Below are 19,557 nucleotides of genomic sequence, written 5' to 3'. Positions count from 1 at the left end.
TGGACCTGGAAGTGGCTGATGGCTGCTGGGGACGGCCCTTTTTTCTCTATTAAGCGTGATCACAACCGGATCAGATGGAAAAAAACACAAACCGAACATGAAGCCCTGGCATGTGATGTAACATTGAGCGGGATACTGGGCTTTTGATATACTTAAGAGAGCGGCTTTTAACCGCAGTATTACACATCAGGGAGGGATTTCTTCAATGGCCAATCAAACTTTTACCGATGGACCTACTTTGAATGACGGCGTCAAAATGCCGTGGCTGGGCCTCGGCGTATGGAAGACCAAAGAAGGCGAAGAGGTTATTCAATCCGTAAAATCAGCAATCGCTGCAGGATACCGCAGCATCGATACCGCAGCTGTCTATGGCAATGAAGAGGGCGTGGGGCAAGCTATTCGCGAATCCGGCGTTTCGCGGGACGAGCTGTTCATCACAACCAAGGTATGGAATGAAGACCAGGGTTATGAGAAGACCCTGCAAGCTTTTGAGACGAGCCGCAAGAAGCTGGGACTGGATTTCATTGATCTGTACCTCGTGCACTGGCCGGGAAAAGATAAATACCTCGATACGTGGAAGGCCTTGATTCATCTGCAAAGGGAAGGCCTTGTCCGTTCCATCGGCGTCAGCAACTTCCAAATCCGCCACTTGCAGCATATCATGGAGGACACCGGCGTTGTTCCGGTTGTGAACCAGGTGGAATTGCACCCGCTGCTCTCCCAGAAGGAGCTCCTGGGGTACGCGCGCGAGAATCATATCGTTCTGGAAGCATGGAGTCCATTGATGCAAGGCAACCTGGATCAACCGGTGCTGGCCCAGATCGCGGAGAAATACGGAAAAACAACGGCGCAAGTCATTCTGCGCTGGGATATTCAGAATGGCATTATTGTCATTCCAAAATCGATTAAAGACCATCGTATCTGTGAGAATGCCGGCATTTTTGATTTCGAGCTTTCCGCAGCGGATATGGCGGCCATTGACGGTTTGAACCAAAACAAACGTTTTGGCTCCAATCCGGACGAATTCCTGTTCTAGAATCTGCCTCTATCTTATAAAAAGAGCGAGTACAACCCTTTTGACGGGAAGTTCTCGCTCTTTTTTTGCATATTCCGAGATAGGACCTACAGGGATGAATTGGCTCCGCGATCCTCCTCATCGGAGGCATCCTCCGGAAACAGCGGTTCGCCTATCGTGCCAAGCTTTCCTTGCACGAGGTCTTCATGCAGTCTTTTTAGCCAGTTCAAGTCGGTCCTGGCGTGTTCATACAGCCCGATCATGAGGTGCTGGGCGCTGCGGGGAACGATATGTTTGTGTTCCTCATACAGTTGGTACGCATGATTCACCCGATGCTCCGCATCCCGGATACGGGATTGCAGGATAGGGGCAAGTACGGCTGGGTCTGCGTGGCGTGAGAAAGGCAGGGCGATATAGAGCGGGTGGTGCACAGGCTCGATGTCCCTGAATTTCTTGAGCAGCAGCTGTTCAAAAAGCTTGCGTCCGGCATCCGTGATCCGGTAGATGGTTTTGTCCGGCCGGCTGTCGCTGTGTATGGTTTCGACCGCCTCAATGCATCTGTCCTCGGCGAGCCGGTCTACTGCGTAATAGAGAGAGCCCATCTGAAGTTTGGTATACCGATCCATCCCGCGATCCTTCATCTTGATCCGGATCTCGTACGGATGATAGTCACCCTCCAGCAGCAAACCCAGAATGGCTAGTTTCATCGACATTCCACTAGGCTCCCTTGGCCTTACTAGGAACGGCCACCCGTTCGTTGCCCATCATGAGCACAAACACCAGAGCCAGCACCGCTGGCACAAGCGCCCACATAAACGTATTTGCGATGGAATCGGCCAATGAAACCGTGACTTGCTCGCGTACGTTCGGAGGAAGCTGGCCCATCACCTCGGGCGAAAGCACCACATCCGCATTCAGCGGGACACCGGCCGGTGCATTCCCTGCGGCTTCAGCAAGTCGGCTGTTCAGGCCATTGCGCTGAATGATACCGAAAATGGTGATCCCGACCGTCATGCCGAACGAGCGGAGGAAGGAGTTCGTCGAAGTGGCTGCACCACGCTGTCTGGCATCGAAGTTATGGATGGAGGCCATGCTCAGGGTGGAGAACGAGAACCCGACGCCAAAGCCGGTCAGGACCATGAAGATCGTCAACAGGTAGCGAGGCGTATCAGGATTTATCGTGCTCAGGCAGAAAATACCCGCAATAAAGCAAAACACCGACAGGATCATAATGTTCCTGAACGAAGTTCGAGTTGTGAGCATACCGCCGCCTTGGCTGCCGGCAACGCTGCCGAGCATCATCGGCATCAGAATGAGGCCGGAATTGGTTGCGGTTCCGCCATACACCCCGCTAACAAAGATCGGAATGTAGATGGTTGCCACGATAAAGGTTGCGCCATAGAACAAGGCCACGATATTGCTCGAGGCAAACAGGCGCTTGCGGAACATCTGGAACGAAATGATCGGCTCAGCTGCCCGGGTCTCCGCGAAGAGAAACACAACGAACAGGGCAATGAATCCCCCGAATAAGCCCAAAATTTGCGGTGAGTCCCATGCATAGGTTTGCCCGCCCAGCTCCAGACCGAACATTAGGCAGATGATGGCACCTACAAGCGTTGCGGCTCCCGTCCAGTCAATCTTTTGCTTGGCATGGGAACGGGTCTCCTTATAGGAAGTCATGATGAAAATAAAGGATACGATCCCGATTGGAACGTTGACGTAGAATATCCATTCCCAGCCAACGCTATCGGTAATAAAAGCACCCAGCAGCGGTCCCATAATGCTGGAGGTACCGAATACGGCACCGAGCAAACCCGTCATTTTACCGCGCTTCTCCGGCGGGAACAGGTCAAACACGATGGTAAACGCAATCGGCATAAGAGCACCGCCGCCGATTCCTTGAATCGCCCGGTAAATAATAAGCTCTGTCATGTTGTTGGCCATCCCGCAGAGGGCGGAACCGATCAGGAAGACAACCAGCCCGAATATAAAGAACCGTTTCCGCCCGTACATATCGGACAGCTTGCCGAAGATCGGTGTGCCGGCCATTACGGCAACCATGTAGATCGAGGTTACCCAGACGACTTGGTCGAAGCCCTGAAGATCGCGGATAATCGTCGATAAAGCCGTGGCTACAATCGTGTTATCGATGGCGGCCATGAAGATGCCCAGCAGCAGACCGGCCACGACCAATTTGATGTTGCTTTGTTGTGCATTCATGTTAAGAATACTCCTTTTCCATATTCAACTATGTATATATTATTCAAATTTGAATAATTCGGTGGTTATATTGTAGCCGGATTAGCAGATGTTGGCAAGATGTTTAATGACACTGCCTGTCCTTACATTCTGGACAAGAAAAAACAAGGCCAACCCTCTAATTGCGGGATGACCTTGTGACGCAATCAAGCAGCTGCCAGAGCGTATCTTTACATCAAGCTGCCTAGCAGAAATTTTGTTATTCCTATGCGGTATTTCGTGTGATAACGGGATGAGAGCGAGTGTGTTCAGCTGTTCATCTGCGGGGATCTGGCGTCTAGCTGCATGAATTCGATCCGGTTACCGTCCGGGTCCCTGGCCCAGCACTGCATATTGAAGTCTTTCCCTTGAACGGGTTCAACGTCGAGTGTTATGCCCAGCTTGCGAAGATGCTCCGCCAAGCTGTCGATATCTTCAACCTCAAGACAGAGATGGGAGAACCCGACAGGCCGCTGTACATGTGCCGGTTTATTTTGACCACCGTAAAACAACTCGATAAACTGTCCATCACACACCTTAATGTACTCAATCCATGGCTCGCCCTGATCGTTCGGGATATCAAAAGCGCGGGTAAAGCCAAGAACGTCGCAGTAAAAATGCAGGGACTTCTCCATATCGGCAACATCAAACGCCAGATGGGCGATTCCTTTAATCATGACGGCATTCCTCCTCGGTATGTATATAAGCTTGAGATCAGATGATTTCATAAGACTATTGTAGCCCATTTTGTATACGCTTCCATATATATATTTGCAAAATCGGAGAAATAAACCCGGATGTTATCCTTGGGGATCAGCAGCTGTGCTTCTTCAGGCTAAGTCATTTCGGCATCCCGTGTAGTGTGATATCAATATACCATCATATGCAGATGCCAAAAAACCAAGACCTGCTAAAGCTGGCCTTGGTTTGGGTGTCAACATCACGCAGTGGTGTTATCTTCATGCTGCTGTGTCAACAAACATGATGCGGTGTTTCCATCAGCATGGCCTGTTGGACAGGCAGACATTTTATTCGTAAGTCAGGCTATCCCAAATTTCCTTCACGTTCAACTCAGCGCAAGCCATGGACGTATCGGCTATGCGTTCTGTCTTCGCCCATCCGGCACGGAACCCAAAGTTCAAGATGTATTTTGCAGCTCAGGGAAGCACCAATGAGGAGGCACAGGCGAGGATAGCTGCGCTGACTCAAGATGTCATGGCTCGAATTGATGCCTATATCAAGCTGTTTTAGTGATAGAGAAAGAGAATAAAGGACTGAACCTGACCGTTCGATGAAGAACGGGGAAGGCTCAGTCCTTTTTTTGATCAAGATGGTTTTTTCAACATTACGAATTTGGGCGCCTCTGATGCACCGGGACCTCTTTTTGCCCCCGTTTCATAGGCGATTGGCATAAGGGACAGGATTTGTTCTCCTGGTTTCGTATGTCAGCAGAGGTAGGGGGGCTGACCCGCTGCCAGCCCTTACAGTTTGTGCTGGTGCACAGCCACACATCAACGATCTCTGTAGCAACGCTGGCAGTCTGACTGAGCGAGCTGGAAGCCGAAACCGAGCGCGAGCTCTGGTTTCTATGGCCAGCAGCACTCGCAAGGGCTGGTCTGGCAGAAGGGGATAGGGATGAGTGCTTGGCCGAGGCTTCTATGCTAATCGTCCGTTTAGCCGTAAAGGATGGGCGGGCCATCGATCCACCGACCTTGCCAGGTATGCTATTGCCTTGCTTGCTCTGTTCATCTGTGAGGAACACATCCCGGAAGAAGCGGGAAACCTCCGCTTTCCGTCCCCGATAAAAGCCGGGTGAACTGATAATCAATTCATCCCGTGCTCTTGTGATGGCTACATAAGCCAATCTCCGCTCTTCTTCCAGCGCGTCAAGCGCCTTATCCTCTTTGCCCGATAGAGGGCGCTGATCGTCCCTGCGCTCAGCATCCAGAGCCGACGTATGCGGGAGAATGCCTTCACTTGCCCCGATGAGACAGACCGAGGGGAACTCCAGCCCCTTGGATTTATGGATGGTCATTAACCGGACCGCATCTGCGTGCTCGTCCCGTTTCATAGCCGCCATTTCCTTATGAACGATGATCAGCCGGTCGACGAACTCGACGAATTCGCTGATTTCGCTGAAGCGCTTTGCCGAAGCCTCCAGTTCATCGAGTCCCTCCTGTATAAATTCCTTATGGAGGGTCATCTCCTGACGCTCGTCCGCCTCCAGAAATTTGTCGTAGAATTGCCGTCTCATTTCCTGCACGGCTTGAAGGGGCTCCATCGCCTTAAGTCCCTTGATGAGCTTGGAGCGCGTCCTTATATTCTCGATCTGAAAATCCTTAAGACCGGGAAACGTGAGCAGGTGGGAAAGAGGACCTTTCTTGGGACGCGGAGCATCCTGCTGCCGGATGAAGGCCATGCCCTTGTCCCGGTTGATGTAAAGGGTGTGGAGCATACCCTCCATCGCCGTGAAATTGCGGCGGTCCAGCGACAGCCGCAGATGGTCCATGAGCGGTTTGACAATCCACTGCTCATAGAACAGATCTCCGTTCTCGTAATGAATGAACGGAATCTCCCGCATCACGAGCTGCTCGAAGATCGCTCGGCTGTTATTCGCGGTCCGGTACAGAATCGCATGATCACGATATGGCTTCCCATGCTCCTGAACCTGCGCGGTGATATGGGTCAGGAGCAGCTCCGCTTCTTGGTCGGGATCGCCGGGACGAAGATACAGCGGCACGCCGCTGCTCTTGCGGGTGGACCGCAGCTGCTTGGGCCGGCGGCGTTCATTGACGCGAATCATTTCATTCCCGAGCCCGACAATCGAGGAGAGGGAGCGATAATTAATATCCAGCGTCACCACCTTGGCCCCGGGGAACGTCTGGTCGAATTCCAGAATGAATTCGTTGCGCGCGCCGTTGAAGCCGTATATGGTCTGGTCATCGTCACCGACCACCATCAGGTTGCGGTGGGGAGCGACGATTTTCTTCAGCAGCTCATAAGGCAGCAGTCCTGTATCCTGAAACTCGTCGACCATGACATAACGATACCGCCGCTGAAGGGAGGCAAGAAGTCCGGGGTCATTAGACAGCAGACGGTAGGACAAGACCAGAATATCGTCAAAATCCATCTGGCCATGATCTTCCTTCCATGCTTCATATCGGGCGAAGATTTGTCTTTGCTCCACTTCGGCAGGGGTTTTCACGGACAAGTCGTCAAGACCGGTCAAACTCATCCTGTAAGCGGACCACAGCGAGAGCAGGGTTTCCGCCTCGTAGCTGTCCTGTAATCCCATTTCCCGCAGGATTCGCTTCATAATGAATTGCTGATGCCTGGAGTTGCTGAGAATTTCTTGTTTGTAACCTCGCGTTCGCAGCAGGTACAGGAAGAAGGAGTGAAAAGTTCTTGCCGTTACCTTGGCGGTTTCATTAGCTCTTAGGCCGGGAAGCGCCATAATACGCTCCTTCATCTCGGCTGCTGCCTTGGATGAGAAGGTGACCAGCAGGATGGAAGCAGGATCGACCCTCTGGGCAGCGATGAGGTAGCCTGTCCGGCTTACCAGCACGGAAGTCTTGCCGGAGCCGGCTCCGGCAAGCGTGAGCAGCGGTCCTTGCGTATGTCGTACGGCCTGGATCTGGGCTCGGTTCAGCAGCAGCCCCTGCGATTCCAAGCCGCGAAAAAAAGCCGCATCCGGCGCGTCATCGCTGATCAGGTCCTGGCTGTTCTCGAAGGAAGCCAGCTTGGCAAACGGAATATCCTGACGCTCACCGCCGTACGGGCGTTTATAAAAGGGTATGGATGTCATGAAATTCACCAATCATTTCGTATTTCGGTTATAGTCTTAACCAGTTTACCGGATTCTCGCAAGTCTGGCAAAGCGCAGGATATGGATGAGACATGGGCTGGCAGCCATTGAAAGGGAGCTTGATACTGTGAATAGGACTAACTTTATAGATCGGAAAGTGTTATATTGATGGAGAAATTTTAACATGCGAAATCTAAAGGAGAGGCCACATGCTGGTTGTTATTGTATTATTACAGCTCATTATCATCGGCATTCTGCTGCACATAAACGGCAAGCTTAAACCGCGCGATTACATTGCGGAAGCGATGGAGAGGGATCGTAAATTACGGGAGGAGCGGGAGAAGCAGCAGCGAATGGAGGCTTTGTCGCATGAGAGCAGCGATAAGGATGAAGATCCTTTATGATCTGAATTATTTATATGAATAATAAAAAAATCCCGGATTCCTCTCAGAAGCGGGAGACCCGGGATGAGGTAACGATGATATATGATCTGTCATTTCATCCTAATTCCTGTAACAGGATAGTCATCATTCACGTGAATCGTTCCAATTCCACAGCTGTACTTCCCCGACCTGCAGGTCACGCACCCAGGAGACCTCCCGGAGGGTGAGCAGTTCCTTGACGGGGCCGGTTATGACAGCGCCATAGAGGTGAACGCCGTTTTGCTCCACATAAGCTAAGGAAGCGTCTACGTCTACGAACGGAGCAACCCGCTCGGCAATCAGTTTGTACTCCTGCAGAAGCCGCAGCGATTTCTTGAAATGCTCATTCCGAAGCTCCCCGTCCCCGTAGGTTTCTACTGAAGGGTAGTGTCCGCCACTGGACACGACTTTGCCGAACCAGCCTCTTTTTTCTTCCTTATAGGAGGTCACGGTCAAGTCGTCATGATGCCAGACAGGGTAAGCCGGGAAGCCGATGGGATTCGAGATTACTTCGTCTTCCCCACCGAATCGGGTATCCGGTCCGTTGTCAACCGCAAACCAGACGGACTCCATATTCCGGTTCTCAAATTGCTTCAGCAGCTCGTCGGTTGTGAAGAAACGGTTAAATGAAACATAGGCCTCGGCTACAGTACCCTCCGGCAGTTTTTCAAGCCGGGACCAGTCACCGCTCTTGGTGGAAGAGTCACCGCTCTTTGGTTCCTCAAGCTTTTCTCGTTCAGCTTCCTCTTCGCCTGCAGAAGAAGTCTCTGAGCTATCTTTTGGACGATAGAAAATCTGTGACGAACCCGAGCTGCCATCTCTCCAATCCATTTCGACCGACGGCAGTCCAAACAGGAAGTTGACGGTGTATTGACCCACTGCAACCCGTTCACTCCCTACTTGTTTGAGCATGTCCCCGGACATTTCCTGACTGAAGAAGGTTTTGCCCTGACTGCTTAGCGAAACATCTATGTTAGGTTTGGAGATCGAGATGGCGGAAGCAATGGCATCCCGGTATTTATCGGTTCGGTCCGGGTCGCCAGCACTATAAAATAGCGCCGTTACAATGGAACTAATGACCGTAACAATCAGAAGCAAGGATAATACCGTCAGCGTGTTGGAGACCCGTGCTCTCCATTTGCCTCGGCGGACGATCCGCTTTTCTTTTTTGGGGGAGAGGGCGCTTTGATCGTCGGGGCGCTTGGGCATAGCATTATTAGAGCCTGTATTATCCATCCATTCATCCAGGAAAGCCTGGTATTCTTCCAGCTTTTCCATTTCCCGCTCGACTTCGAATTTTTCCTCGTCACTCAAACGGCCGTCTGCGTAATCCTTCAGTCGCTGCTTGAATTCTTCGCTCATAACGTCTCTTCCTTTCGTTTCATGTCTCGCAGCCGCTGTCTGGCCCGAAATAGCAAAATCTTGATATGGGATAAGGTGATGCCCATAATATCCGCCGCCTCCTGGTAGGTGAATTGATGAAAATCCACCAAGATAATCGCCTGGCGCTGATTCTCCGGAATAGCCGTCAGCATCTGGCCGATTTCATGCCGGACTTCTTGCTGTAGGAGGGTGTTCTCCGGCGTATCACGGTCAACCACCTGTTCGAAAAAAACAGCTTCCTTCACGGTACTGCGGCTGGCTTTGCGTTGATAATCCACATAAGCATTATGGGCAACCCGAAATAGCCATGGCTTGATTCGTTCTTCCTTCCAATCCTCCAGATACAGATAAGCCCGGTAGAAGGTTTCCTGAACCAGGTCCTCTGCCGTATGGTGGTCATAAGAGAGGGAGTACAAGTAACGGTAAACGTCTTTCACATAATGTTGATAAATCGACTCCAGACTGTTCAGTTTCATGTCCTCCTCTCTATATGAAACACGTATAACCGGAGCAAAAAGTTACAAGGGATATAAAAATGGAGGCAGGCTCAAGCTCGAAAAGCGCAAAGGCAAAAGTAAAAGCAAAAGAGCAAAAGCAAAAGCAAAAGCAAAAGCCCGCCAAGTTGAGCGGGCTCTTTGTATCAAACTGTAGGTACGACAAGGGAGTGTGCCTGAGCACCAGAAGCAGTGGGCTCAAGCAAGCGATATTCAGCATCCATATATCATTAGGCAAGCAGTTAGCGCCTTGTATCACTTACTGTTCTTGTCTAGGTAAGCTGTCAGCGCTTTGTACTGCTTGCTGTCCTTTTCGGCATAGTCCAGCGCCGTTTTACCGGACGCATCTTGGATTGAGGCATCCACATGGTGCTGGTTCAGCAGCTTGTCGATGTAAAAGTCATTTTTGTTGATGACGGCCAGGTGAAGCGGTGTCTGACCGTCGAAATTTCGCAGGTTATAATCAAGCTCTCCGGCTTTCCCATCCATCTGAACAAACGGGTCGTATAGGGAGGAATCGCCGTCTACGATCAAATAGTGCAGCAGCCCGTTGCCGGTTGTTTCATCCTGGGAATACAGTCTGGCTTCCCCGGCAGCAATAACAATATAAATCTTTTGCATATTCAATTCGCCGTTGACCTGGATCAGCTTCCCGAGATTTTTCACCAAATGGCGTTCTTGGGCAGGTGCTCCTTCAGACTCGGAAGGTGCAGTTGGGCCGACCGGGATGGCCTCTCCGTTCGAGGATTTTGGAATAATTTGTACCCCCTCGGTACCGACAGAGCCGACCTGATACCCAAGCGCTTCCGAGAAGTCCCGCACAGGGACATACAGCTTGTTCTGAATGACAACGGGAGGTTCGGACAGCTTGACCTCCGAGCTGTTCACGACAATTTTAGCAGGGGATGGGACGGCTTTCAGATATACAGCAGCGCCAACGGCGGTACCCGCTGTCAGCGTCACACCGACAATCGCGCCGAGTGCAAAAGCAGGAACAGAAGAGAAACGTTTTTTCATAATATCCTCCCACGGTGGTTTATGGACTTTTACACCATTATATACCAATCCAGTATTATCTCAATTGAATGTCTGGATCAAAGACGACGATTCTCTGTTCATCCAAAGCCATTGTCAACAGATCAGCCTTCAGCTGCTCCTTACTGGTAATGGTGTCAGGCTGGTTTGTCTTCATCTCCGTCGTCAGTTTATTCACTAATCGTTCGATTGATAACATATCCCGATATTCAGGCGGGGAGTAGTCTTCCCAGTATTGATCTTCGCTGATGCCCATCGTATCCAGCATGCGCAAGTGCTGCTCTTGCACCTGCCGCGGCTGGCTCTCAAGCGTCTTTCGAAGCTGCCTTGCTCTTTTAACTCCATCCTGAAGGCTTGCTGCAACGCCCTCGTCGTCAGCCAGCTGCAGCATCAATTCCTTTGTTGCCATCTCTTTGAGGAGTGTGGAGTCATCAGGCAGCGGCGTGTCGCTCTGTGTGAGGTTATTCTTATAGGCGGATAAATCTGTACGCGTGATGTAGGTGGAGTCGACTTGAATCAACGTCTGTCCATTCAGGTCTTCGCGCATGCGATGTTTCTGGCCGGAGCGATCGGAAGCATCGGTAAAGCACAGGATGGTGCTTATCGTCAGAACGCTTGCTACGGCGACACTGAGAATGGTGATGAATTTACGGTTTAATTTCATGCTGTCAATCCTCCTGGCATGAATAAATAGCAGCTTTAATACTAATATAGACGTTTCATCAACCGGAAAGGTTATGCAAAACTATGGAAAAACACCTGAAGGCACGAAATCAAAAGTGCTTTCAGGCGTAGGTGGCCGCTGTGATAGGATCGGCTTCGTATTGATGCCTATTTGCGGAGCAGGCGGGATCTATGCGCGTATATGATCGCTTTGTCTGCCAGAAATGCAGCGTATAGAAGCAGAAAGACCGAATAAGGAAAGCCGGTTCCGTCCAGGCTTGGAACGAACCATTCGGCGGCAATGAAATACAGCAGTGTCAGCAGCACCGGCAGCTGCCGTTTCAGGCGGTATTTCCACACAGACCAGATCACGCCGGCAACCCCGGCGAACAGCATAACGAGGCGTACGGCATCCAATGCGGATTGTACGACTCTTCTTGCTTCCTCATTACCTATGGCAGCCGCATACTTGGAGGTGCGGCCGGCAAATATGCTTCGGAAGAGGTGAACCAAGGGGTTGCCTTCAATGTATCGGGATTCCAGCCACAGTGAGGCGAGGTTCCACGGCCCGGACATATACCTCAACCGATTAAAAAGCGGGATGTTCAGCCACCATGGAGACAGGATGAGCAAGTAACCGGCACTAATCAGAATAATGCCTCCGGTTACGATTTTGACCGGGCTACGGTACTTGATCCAGAAGGGAATGAACAATACCGGGTACAGCAGTGCCTGCAGATTGTAACAAGCCATAAGAGCGGTAAGTGCACCGGCAGCGGCATACCAGCCAGCCTGCCTCAATTCAAGCGCTCCAATTACAGCGCAGGCCAGAAGCAGCATTAAGGTTTGCATCGTAATATCCGGCAGGATCAGACGCACTGCGCCGTAAGCCGGCCAGAACAGAGCATAGATGAAGCACGACAGAAAGGCGATTCGCGTATTGAACATGTAGCGGGACAGCACAAATACCAAGTAAACGGAAAAGGCATGAAAGATGCATTGGAGCAGCTGGTACGCGACCAGAGCAGCATCCATGCTGCCGAATAGAGCAGCAAGTCCGGCAATCATAAGCGGCACACCGGGCATGACGCTGGAGGAATGGTCTTCAAGGTCTCCACCGGGGTGGCTGATCATGGCCGCACTTTGGATATATCGTTCTTCGATTACACTGCTAATGCTCGGTGAGGGTTCATGTCGGCCAGTCAGCACCAGCAGACAGGACATCACCAGAACCGCTGCAATCAGTATCAGCAGCAACCTTCGCTGCACACGGTTTAACGTCCATATGGAAAACAAAGGCTCCACTCCACTCTTTATATAATCTGTAGGTTAATCACATACATACCCTTATATATTAAAGAAAATTCAAGGAAATAAAAAGGCTCCGCAAAAAACGGAGCCATAAGTTCAAATGACGTTCGATTTAACCAGGATCTGTCCCATTCTAGAAGCCGCTGTGATATTTATCGGCGCTGGAAGATCGTTTCTTCGATGTGCCGTCCCGCTGCTTCTCTTCCTGGCGCTCCAGCCTGGCATCTTCCATCGGAATCGGGTCCACATGCTGCTCGCTCTCAAATTTATCGAACAGGCTTTCTTTTTCCGTTGGATATTGTTCAGGGTGATCCATGTTGCCGGGACCGTTATCAAGCGGTAGATCCTTCTTTTTATCAGCCACTGATCTCACCTCACTATCATTGTGATACTACCTTTATACCTTATTTGAGGAAGCATCAAACATCGGAATGACGGAGGGAGGGGGATGGTCCACTCAGGAGATCACAGGAGATCATTCAAAGTATCCACTTTATGATGTCTCCAAACCAGCTGCGGGCTGCTGCTGTGTTTCGGCTTTAAGCCTGAGATAATGAACAAACAGTTCAACAAGTTCCGGATCAAATTGTGTACCGGAGCATCGGTGCAGTTCCTCAATCCCTTCTTCGAAGGTTTTGGTTTTCTGGTATGGGCGTTCCGTTGTCATCGCATCAAAAGAATCAATAATAGTCAGCATGCGGCACAGCTTGGGGATTTGAATGCCCTTGAACCCGTGCGGATATCCGCCGCCGTCGTAACGTTCATGATGCAATTCAATATAAGGAACCAGTTCCTTGAACTTCTCGTTGGTTTCCGCAATCCGTTTACCCCAGCTGACATGTCGTTTTACGGTTTCCCATTCCCCGGCAGTGAGCTTGTCCCGTTTGTTTAAAATACCCCAAGGGATTTCAAGCTTGCCAATATCGTGAATGAGTGCGCCGAGTACGAAATTGCGCCGCTCCACACTATCGAGTCCGAGCACTTCACTCATATCCATGGCGTAGCGGAAGACGCGCTTGGAGTGCTTGAACGTATCCACGTCTTTATACAAAAAGAGTTTAAGCTGCTGCTCGATATCGCGGACGTCATCCGCGAAGTCAATCTCGGATTCTTTATTGGCACCGCTGCCGTATACATGCACGTTGTTTTTACCCTGCTTCTTGGCGTAGTACAGCGCCTGATCGGCAAGCTCGACAAGCTGTGACTTGTCATGGATGTCAATCCGGTACGTGGCAATGCCGGCAGAGTAGGAGAGACAACCGGACGGGAAAATTTCGACCCCTTCGAAATAGGTATCGTTCAGCTTTTTGCGGAGTCTGTTAATGAAGGAACGGGCTTTGTTCTCATCATAGCCTGGCATGAGGATGGTGAATTCTTCACCGCCGAAGCGAGAGGCTACTACCTCTGCCACTTCGGATTCCACCTTTAGGTAATTGCCAAGGAAACCAAGGAGCATGTCTCCCTTCAAATGCCCGAACTGATCGTTGTACTTCTTGAAATCGTCAATATCAATCATGGCCAAAGACAGTGGTGTATCATTTGCCTTGGCTTTCTTGATTTCGTCTTCAAGCAAATTTTCGAAATAGCTGTGATTATATAATCCTGTTCGCTGGTCTTTGATTGCTTTTTCTTGAACTTCATTGTACATGGAGAATAATTGTTTGAAGGAATAGGAGAGCATAATACTCAAACCTATGAACAAAGTTAAGCCGAACACGCCATTATGAACGATAAGAACGGAAAGAACCATGGACAGGATGAGCGTGCTTAAATAGACAAGCAGGGTGTCTTTTATGAAGGATTTAAGGATGTCATATAAAGATCCCCGATATAGCAAATAATAGTAGAAACCAAGGAGAAACACGTTAATTATAAAATATACGAGCAAGGCGCCGAGGTAAGCTCCAAAATGATTGTTTAGAATAGGTCCTGTCTGACCTCCTGCGGCGTTGAACACAAGGGAGGATCCGACGATCATAAGTGTATATATAGAGAAGTTTACGAAATGCTTCCAGAATGGGATTTTTCTGTCATATAGTGCTATTGCCAGAGTGTTAAACAGAATGACAGAAAGAGCGAATGGTGCTCCGTATATGAAAATGCAAGCCAAATAAACAGACGAATCCATGGATTGCAAATTACCCTCAGGCGGTAGCTGAAAGGTGAAGTAATTTAATATTAGGGCGGCACCTAACATTGCATAAACCCATACCCACTGTGAAGGGGAGTAATATAAAAATTCTCCTCGATGTACTAGTAGAAAGGTTAAACAGCCCATAAGTGAAATAAACACAAAATACAGCTGTCCTGGAAGTTCTCGAGAAATCTTAGGACGCTTAAATATGGACATAACGGTTTCTCCTCAAAAAAGCATGGTGTATTCTCCACATTTTAAGATATAATGCGTCGCAAAACAACGAAAAAGATATAAAAAAACAGGCTGGAGTTCTCAGCCTGTTTTTTTGAAATAAGTCTTATTATCCCAATCTATAACCGGAAGTCAGAGCGACAACAACGGAAGCAACGATGATTGCATTCAAAACGATGCGGTTATACTTGATTTTATCAGTTTTCTTCATAGTTCTCCCTCCTTTCCAGATGGTATGATGTATTATTAATTTTGTGGTTCAACTTGTTCAGTAGTATCGGATTTTCGAATTATATTTTGAACGGTGGTATTCTTGCCGGAAGTCATGAGATGCACGATGTAGAGAAAAATACCAATGTTCATAATAATATCGCCGATACTGATTACCTGCGTTCTTGGATAGGGTGGGGATAACGGTATGATATCACCAAGAAGAGACAGGCGAGTGGAAGCATCCATTAAATAATGTTTGGTTGTAGCTGTCGCATCCATGAGCATGTCCACGTATATTGGATCAAGAACAGAAGCGGCACTCATGGATACGGGCATTCTGCCACCATTGACCGCCATGACGAGAAAGTTGAGGAAGACACCGGCTAATATACTGCCGAAACCTTTCTGATCCCGGTTCATCCAGAGGAAGATCATGCCGGCAACATAGATGAGCATAAAAATATATCCACTTGCGGCTGCCAGCCAATCAGAATTCTCTTGAAAACGGAATATGAGCAGCTGTACGATCAGGAGAATTGGGAAGATTAAGCCGCCCTTCAGACGTATCTTGCTGAATTGCAGCAGTCCGTGGCGGAGTCCGCCTCGTATCAGTCCGACAATTAACCCTAGTATAATGCCGTCAAATACCATGATAGAATTCCTACTTTCATAGTTCAGTATCTCTGTAATAAGATAGTTCGACAGCGAAGTGGTAATTCCTGCAACCAGATTCAAATTTTATGGAAAAATTTCGGAGAATCATTTAAAAAGCTTGTCCCTTTATGTTTGAATCTAAGAGTTTATATACATTATAACAGATTAAAAGGATAAATCTTCCTACTTTTTTCGTGTTTCTATTGCAGAAAGAAGCAAATTCATGAACTTTACATACCTATGGGGGGTATAGTACAGTTAAAGTGTAACGAATTTCATGTAAATAGGAGGACAACATCATGAAACAGGTGACATTGACAGTGGAGGGCATGTCTTGCAATCATTGCGTGAACTCGGTTGAAGGCGCGCTGAAGAGTGCGGGAGCGTCAGGCAAGGTCGATCTTGCATCCAATACAGTGGCTGTCGAATATGACGAGAGCAAGATTAGCCTTGAAGCACTGAAAGAAGCGATTGAAGAGCAAGGGTATGATATCGTATCCTGATGGAGCCCGTTAAATTCCAAAGCTGAGAGCCTTGGCTGTATATGAAACCGGATGCCGGATACTGGTATTCCGGTTTTTTTGCTGTAAAGTCACAGGCTGTGTGAGCTTGCGCAGCCAGATTTGAAGTTTCATAATAAATGGAACCATTCTTATAGAACATGAAGGAGTGAGTACCCGATGAATGATACATTGTCACTGCTGATGAATCATCGATCGATTCGCAAATACTTGGACAAGCCGGTGTCGGAGGAGCAGCTTAGGGCCGTTGTGGCAGCAGGCCAGATGGCATCCACATCCAGTAATGTTCAAGCCTACAGCATCATTGCGGTTACCGATCAGGAGAAGAAGCGGCGGCTGGCCGGCTTGGCCGGTAATCAGGCTTATATTATAGAGTGCCCCGTATTCCTTGTGTGGTGCGCAGATCTGTATCGTTTGAAAAAAAGTACTGAGGCGCATTCGGGTGACAAGGAGACGTATGAAGATTCCACCGAGAATTTCATTGTGGCCACCGTGGATGCCGCTTTGGCTGCGCAGAATGCCGCGATTGCTGCGGAATCGCTGGGTCTTGGCATTGTGTACATCGGAGGGGTCCGCAACTCGATAGCTGATTTCTCCGAGGCATTGGAGCTGCCGGACCTGGTCTATCCGGTATTTGGCATGTGCCTCGGCTACCCGGACCAGGATCCGGGGCTTCGTCCACGCCTTCCGGTAGAAGCGCTCCTGCACCGGGACAGCTACAATCCGGGAGCCATTGAGGAAGTAAGAAGTTATGATCAGGTTTCCGCGGATTATCTATCCAAGCGGACAGCAGGCAAGAACAGCACGCCGTGGTCTGAACTTATGGCCAAACGCTTGGCGGAGCCGGTAAGACTGCACATGAAGGACTTTCTAAACGGGAAGGGTTTTATGAAGCGTTAGTATAATGAACAGAGCCGCTTTAGGGTTGCTTCCCGCAACCCTAAAGCGGCTTTTTCAATGTTTCCCTATATGGAGAGCGGTTCTTCATAATGCCTGTGCCATATCATTTGCCAATTCCCTGCTGACGGTATTGGCCAGGCGTGATTCCTTCGAGTTTTTTGAACATCCGATTGAAATAAGGGGGCTGATACCCCGCGGCTTCCGCAATCTCATGAATGCGAAGATCCGTGGTCAGCAGCAGCTCTTTGCAGCGGTTCATTCGGAACGTTGTCAGATAGTCGATATAATTGGTGCCCGTCATCTGCTTGAATGCTTTGCTCAATTGGGATGCGCTGACGCCGGCCTCCATCGCCATGACATCCAGGGAGAGGTCCTGCATCCCGTTCTGCTCGATTTGCTCCAGCACGTTTTCGACTAGCGATTTCATGGAGCTGCTGAAGTTCTTGGTCAGCTGCTCGAGGTAGGGCCCGATGATTTCGCGTTGGAACCAGTCCACACAAGCCTTCGGGTCCCGAAGCAGGGACATCTGTTCCTGCAGATTGGAGAAATTATACACCTGATACGGATTTAAACCGGCCTGCAGCATAGACCGGTGAACGCTTGTGATTAAACGCATGAGCCCATGATGGACATGCCACTCCGAGCCTCCTCCGGCCTGAAGCGACGTTACGAAGCGGCTTAGGGATCGAAGCGCATCCCTCTGAAGTCCGAGATTCAAGGCATGAATGAAATCCTGCTCCAATTCCAGCGGATAGTCGATCCAGTCATTTTTCTGGGAAAGCACCGTGTCTGCTTCCAGCAGCTGGCTGCCTGCATCGAAGGAGCGGTAATGCAGCGCCCTTTTGGCCTGCTCGAGAATATGAGGAACATCGGTCCAGGTTGAGCTCGGTCCCCCTAATACGATGGTTGCCGACATGCGGAGTGTATCGCGCAGTGCCCGTATGATCTGATCGCACAGCAGCTTCATCCTGTGCATCTGCTCGTCGGCTGTGTGGGAGTCTGGAACGATCAAGATGACACCGAAGGAGCCGTCGAAGAAATTGATGGGATGCATATACGCGCTTATGTCCTCGGCCAGCTCCTGGATGACGTTCAATGCGGCATAGGTAAGTAGATGCTGATCGTTTTCCGTTAGAGGCGCGCGATCCTCCCCGTGAGTATGCTGCTGCAGCACCATCGCGGAGAAATGTTTATGGGTAATATCAAGCTCCATCTCTTGCAGCTTGACCACATACTCGGGCTCCGTCAGGTGAGAGGCTTGTCCGCTCAGAAATTGATTGATATAAGCCTCTCTGATCGAGGGCAAGGATCGCTTCCATTGATTTTGCAGTGTATCATGCGAGAATCGGTACTGTTTCCACTCGTGTTCAATATAATCCAGTTCATTGTATCGCGAGTTCTGCTTGCTCTGATCGCCGCCAACGATATTCAGCATCTTGCGGATCGGACGGTACATGCTCTTGGAGGCGAACCAGCTTGCGCCCAGGGAAGCCGCAAGCGCAAAGGCAAAACAGATCAGAATGATATGGGTATAAGGCTTCGTGGGAGCGATGATGTTGGATTGCGGTGTTCCGGACACATAGGTCCAATTCTGCTGCATTTTTTCAAATTGAACGGTATTCACCAGCAGTACATCCTGATCGACTGGCACCTTCATCCGCAAATGATTTGTGTGTTGGGCATTCTGAGGCAGCTTCAGCTGTTCCAGAATCGCGCTCATCGCCTTTGGCATATTGCGGCTCATTCCGGATTCCCCGATGATATGGCCCTGGTCATCCAGCAGGAACGAGAGATTCTCGCTATTGCGGATCACATGCAGCTTCGACGGATCGATGTAGATGACAATCGCGCCGTAGGGTGTATGACCGTTGAACGGAAGTCTCATGACGAGTGCGTGTGAGGACCTCTCCTTATTGAAAGGCCGCTCCAGGTCATGGACCCAGAACATATCCGAATCCCCTTCCATGAGTTTGTTAAAGTTTAACGCATCCTGAGCCTGATCCAGCGTTCGAAGCCCGAGGTCGGGCTCCATGATTTTATTTTGTTTTTTGATGTAGAGATAGACCTGATCCACCAGGGGATCGGCGTTTTCCACGAGGTTCAGTGTATTAAACAGCTCGTTTGTCTCCTCGATATTCGATACAAAGTCCATGTCGGACAAGGAGGGCTTAAAATGCGGCTTCACGACCATATTGAGCGCATAATGGACCAACTGGGTGAATTGCTCGTCCACTTGTCTCGCGGTGTCAACCAGAGCTTCCTCGTTGCGCTGCTGATACTGGTTGATCATATGCTGGTTCCCCACATACAGGTAAACGGCGGTTATGGCTGAGATGGGGAGGCATGTCAACAGCACGGCAAGCGCGATGCTTCTCCAATACATAATACCTTTGAAACCGGATTCAAGATTCTGCTGCCTCATTACTTTAACCCCCTGTTGGCATAGACAATTCAAGGCTAAATCGTAGAAAGCCGGAAATGATTAAATACTATCATAGCGAATGAGCGGATTGGTTGAAAAGATCATATTTTCCT

The 19,557-nt window shown here is 49.7% G+C and carries 18 protein-coding genes; 5 read left to right on the top strand and 13 right to left on the bottom strand.

Going from position 1 to position 19,557, the window contains the following annotated elements:
* The first annotated feature begins 205 nt into the window (after positions 1-205).
* On the top strand, positions 206-1,036 hold the full coding sequence (locus WDY75_RS27895; protein WP_063478468.1) for an aldo/keto reductase: 831 nt from the start codon (positions 206-208) through the stop codon (positions 1,034-1,036).
* A gap of 86 nt (positions 1,037-1,122) precedes the next feature.
* Here WDY75_RS27895 and WDY75_RS27890 read toward each other — a convergent pair whose 3' ends face one another.
* From WDY75_RS27890 to WDY75_RS27880, 3 genes are all read right to left on the bottom strand, one after another.
* Complete coding sequence (locus WDY75_RS27890) at positions 1,123-1,728, bottom strand: PadR family transcriptional regulator (RefSeq protein ID WP_063478469.1); 606 nt, start codon at positions 1,726-1,728, stop codon at positions 1,123-1,125.
* A gap of 4 nt (positions 1,729-1,732) precedes the next feature.
* Positions 1,733-3,235 (bottom strand): MDR family MFS transporter, encoded by a 1,503-nt coding sequence (locus tag WDY75_RS27885; RefSeq protein ID WP_006207926.1) that lies wholly within the window; start codon positions 3,233-3,235, stop codon positions 1,733-1,735.
* Between the two features lie 287 nt (positions 3,236-3,522).
* On the bottom strand, positions 3,523-3,930 hold the full coding sequence (locus WDY75_RS27880; protein ID WP_063478470.1) for a VOC family protein: 408 nt from the start codon (positions 3,928-3,930) through the stop codon (positions 3,523-3,525).
* 421 nt (positions 3,931-4,351) lie between these two features.
* Here WDY75_RS27880 and WDY75_RS27875 point away from each other — a divergent pair, with 421 nt between their 5' ends.
* A complete protein-coding gene (locus WDY75_RS27875; RefSeq protein WP_338842221.1) occupies positions 4,352-4,504 on the top strand; it encodes a hypothetical protein in 153 nt (50 codons plus the stop codon).
* A 94-nt stretch (positions 4,505-4,598) separates the two neighbouring features.
* Here WDY75_RS27875 and WDY75_RS27870 read toward each other — a convergent pair whose 3' ends face one another.
* Positions 4,599-7,058 (bottom strand): UvrD-helicase domain-containing protein, encoded by a 2,460-nt coding sequence (locus WDY75_RS27870; RefSeq protein ID WP_063478471.1) that lies wholly within the window; start codon positions 7,056-7,058, stop codon positions 4,599-4,601.
* Positions 7,059-7,267: 209 nt separating this feature from the next.
* Here WDY75_RS27870 and WDY75_RS27865 point away from each other — a divergent pair, with 209 nt between their 5' ends.
* Positions 7,268-7,462 (top strand): hypothetical protein, encoded by a 195-nt coding sequence (locus tag WDY75_RS27865; protein WP_036643857.1) that lies wholly within the window; start codon positions 7,268-7,270, stop codon positions 7,460-7,462.
* A 123-nt stretch (positions 7,463-7,585) separates the two neighbouring features.
* On the opposite strand, the gene WDY75_RS27860 is transcribed toward WDY75_RS27865, so the two are convergent.
* The 8 genes from WDY75_RS27860 to WDY75_RS27825 form a co-directional block, all read right to left on the bottom strand.
* Positions 7,586-8,842, bottom strand: coding sequence for an anti-sigma factor (locus WDY75_RS27860; protein ID WP_036643856.1), 1,257 nt, complete (start codon positions 8,840-8,842; stop codon positions 7,586-7,588).
* On the bottom strand, positions 8,839-9,339 hold the full coding sequence (locus tag WDY75_RS27855) for a sigma-70 family RNA polymerase sigma factor (RefSeq protein ID WP_006207937.1): 501 nt from the start codon (positions 9,337-9,339) through the stop codon (positions 8,839-8,841). Before WDY75_RS27855 ends, WDY75_RS27860 begins: the two co-directional genes overlap by 4 nt.
* Positions 9,340-9,612: 273 nt before the next feature.
* Positions 9,613-10,374 carry a stalk domain-containing protein gene (locus WDY75_RS27850; protein ID WP_063478472.1) on the bottom strand — a complete coding sequence of 254 codons (762 nt, stop codon included), beginning with the start codon at positions 10,372-10,374 and terminating at the stop codon, positions 9,613-9,615.
* Between the two features lie 55 nt (positions 10,375-10,429).
* Complete coding sequence (locus WDY75_RS27845; protein ID WP_006207939.1) at positions 10,430-11,056, bottom strand: hypothetical protein; 627 nt, start codon at positions 11,054-11,056, stop codon at positions 10,430-10,432.
* 167 nt (positions 11,057-11,223) lie between these two features.
* Positions 11,224-12,360, bottom strand: a complete 1,137-nt coding sequence (locus tag WDY75_RS27840; protein ID WP_235187488.1) for a glycosyltransferase family 39 protein — start codon at positions 12,358-12,360, stop codon at positions 11,224-11,226.
* Between the two features lie 139 nt (positions 12,361-12,499).
* Positions 12,500-12,730 (bottom strand): hypothetical protein, encoded by a 231-nt coding sequence (locus WDY75_RS27835; RefSeq protein WP_006207941.1) that lies wholly within the window; start codon positions 12,728-12,730, stop codon positions 12,500-12,502.
* A gap of 129 nt (positions 12,731-12,859) precedes the next feature.
* Complete coding sequence (locus tag WDY75_RS27830; protein ID WP_040680197.1) at positions 12,860-14,716, bottom strand: diguanylate cyclase; 1,857 nt, start codon at positions 14,714-14,716, stop codon at positions 12,860-12,862.
* 264 nt (positions 14,717-14,980) lie between these two features.
* Positions 14,981-15,598 carry a DUF5317 domain-containing protein gene (locus WDY75_RS27825; protein ID WP_006207944.1) on the bottom strand — a complete coding sequence of 206 codons (618 nt, stop codon included), beginning with the start codon at positions 15,596-15,598 and terminating at the stop codon, positions 14,981-14,983.
* A 302-nt stretch (positions 15,599-15,900) separates the two neighbouring features.
* On the opposite strand from WDY75_RS27825, the gene WDY75_RS27820 reads away from it, so the two are divergent.
* Entirely contained in the window at positions 15,901-16,104 is a 204-nt protein-coding gene (locus WDY75_RS27820; RefSeq protein ID WP_006207945.1) for a cation transporter, read from the top strand.
* Between the two features lie 177 nt (positions 16,105-16,281).
* Positions 16,282-17,022, top strand: coding sequence for an oxygen-insensitive NADPH nitroreductase (gene nfsA / locus WDY75_RS27815; RefSeq protein ID WP_063478473.1), 741 nt, complete (start codon positions 16,282-16,284; stop codon positions 17,020-17,022).
* A gap of 103 nt (positions 17,023-17,125) precedes the next feature.
* Here the strand turns inward: nfsA and WDY75_RS27810 are convergent, their stop codons facing one another.
* Positions 17,126-19,444: a helix-turn-helix domain-containing protein gene (locus WDY75_RS27810; RefSeq protein WP_063478474.1), complete on the bottom strand. Its 2,319-nt coding sequence runs from the start codon at positions 19,442-19,444 to the stop codon at positions 17,126-17,128.
* Positions 19,445-19,557: the final 113 nt, after the last annotated feature.

Source organism: Paenibacillus glucanolyticus, from assembly GCF_037333485.1.
Taxonomy (GTDB): domain Bacteria; phylum Bacillota; class Bacilli; order Paenibacillales; family Paenibacillaceae; genus Paenibacillus_AQ; species Paenibacillus_AQ glucanolyticus.
This window is presented reverse-complemented; position numbering and strand designations above follow the sequence as displayed.